Source organism: Rudaea sp. (assembly GCF_036383415.1).
Classification (GTDB): Bacteria; Pseudomonadota; Gammaproteobacteria; order Xanthomonadales; family Rhodanobacteraceae; genus Rudaea.
Map to the genome: position 1 here is coordinate 1 of NZ_DASVOK010000073.1, position 1780 is coordinate 1780.

Below are 1780 nucleotides of genomic sequence, written 5' to 3' on the forward strand. Positions count from 1 at the left end.
TGGTGGATGCTGCGCCTCGTCGGCGCGGCCAACGTCGCCGTGCTCGATGGCGGCTGGGGTGCGTGGCAGCGGGCCGGATTGCCGGTCGAAGCGGAAACTCCTCCGCGCGTAGCGACCGCGGTTACGGTCGAGTTCGCGAAAAATGAAATTGTATACACGGACGAGTTGCGCGCGCTGCGCGAACGTGGCGCGGCCGTGATTCTCGACGCGCGCGGAGCGCCGCGTTTTCGCGGCGAGGTCGAGCCGATCGATCCGGTCGCGGGGCATATTCCCGGCGCACGCAATCGTCCTCTCACCGAAAACCTCGGCGCGGATGGCCGCTTCAAGTCAGCCGCGCAATTGCGCGAGGAATTGCTCGCCGTGATCGGCACGCATGCGCCTGCGACGGTGGTTCACAGCTGCGGCTCCGGTGTCAGCGCCTGCCAGAACCTGCTCGCGTTCGAAATCGCCGGACTGCACGGCTCGCGCGTCTATGCGCCGTCGTGGAGCGGCTGGATCAGCGATCCGGCGAACGAGATTGCAACGGGCAGCTGATCCGGCCGTCGTCGCGATTATTTCGATTTCAGCTTCGCCAGTACGGCCTTGAGCGTGGTGCGCGCCTCGTCGCCGAACCAGTCGCGTACGAAGGCGTCGACATCGCTGCGGTACGCCGCGTCAAATGCGCTAACCAGGTCCGCGCGCGCGATCGCGCGGGTCTTCGCCATTGCCAGCGGCGGCAGCGCGAGCAGGGTGCGCAGCCACGCGAACGCGCGTGGGGCGACCTTATCCGGCTCCGCCAGTTCGTCGACGAAGCCGATGCGCAACGCTTCGTCGGGATCGACCATGGCGCCTGTGACCATCAAGCGCTCGGCGCGATAGGCGCCGACCAGGCGACGCAAGCCGGTCTGGATCTCTGGTGGCACAGACAGACCGACCTGTACTTCGTTGAGGCCGATGCGATACGCGCCGCGCGCCATGACGCGGTAGTCGCAGAACGTCGCCAACACCGCGCCGCCGGCCGGCGCGTGGCCGGCGATCGCGACCACGATAGGTACGCTCGATGCGGCAATCGCGCGGCACAGCGTGGAGTATTCGCGCCACAATTCGCCCATGCGCCCGGCGGCGTCGAGTTCAAGCACGGCGGCGACGTCGAGGCCGGCGCTGAACATGCCGGGGCGACCGGACAATACGATGCCGCGCGCACCGCTGTCCGGCGCGGCGGTGATCGCTTCGCGCAGAGTGCGGCTTAGATCAAGGTCGAATGCGTTGACCGGCGGACGCGCGAGGCGCAGTTCGAGGATGTCGTCGTGGAGGAGTTGTTCGAGCATGCGATTCCCGGGTTGAATTTCGTTTTGCCAAGGTGCCCATGCGCATCACTTGAACGACTCCGTCCACTGATACTGCACCGTGTACGTAACCGTCGCCTCGCTGTTCGCGGGCACATCGAGCTTGAACTCGATCGTGTCGGAATTCTTCTTCTCGTACTTTGCCGAGGCCTGAGTGATGTTCCACTGCGTCCAGCGATACAGGTGCTCGCGAACGACAACGCTGCGCGCCGTGTTGGCCGCATTGCGCACGCGCAAGGCGAACGATTCGCTCAGGCTGTGCTGGTTCTTATCTATCTGGAAATCGGTCTGGCGGCGCTCGCCGCGCAGGTCGAAGGCGTCGCCGAGCTGGAGCACGACGGGTTCGTTCTTCGGCGTGTGCCCGATCTGGTCCTCGCCGATGAACTCGGGCGCGCCGTCGCCGGAATTCTGCAGCAGGCGCACGCGCCCGGCCGGCAGCGCGCGGTCGATGCGCA

Annotated in this window: 2 protein-coding genes and 1 pseudogene; 1 reads left to right on the forward strand and 2 read right to left on the reverse strand. The window is 66.2% G+C overall.

The window, feature by feature from the left end; genetic code table 11:
* On the forward strand, positions 1–534 hold a 534-nt coding region (locus VF497_RS02595; protein ID WP_330885970.1), incomplete at its 5' end, for a sulfurtransferase.
* A gap of 17 nt (positions 535–551) precedes the next feature.
* On the opposite strand, the gene VF497_RS02600 is transcribed toward VF497_RS02595, so the two are convergent.
* Both VF497_RS02600 and VF497_RS02605 read right to left on the reverse strand, forming a co-directional pair.
* On the reverse strand, positions 552–1307 hold the full coding sequence (locus VF497_RS02600) for an enoyl-CoA hydratase/isomerase family protein (RefSeq protein WP_330885972.1): 756 nt from the start codon (positions 1305–1307) through the stop codon (positions 552–554).
* A 45-nt stretch (positions 1308–1352) separates the two neighbouring features.
* Positions 1353–1780, reverse strand: a pseudogene (locus tag VF497_RS02605) (hypothetical protein); the annotation flags it as partial.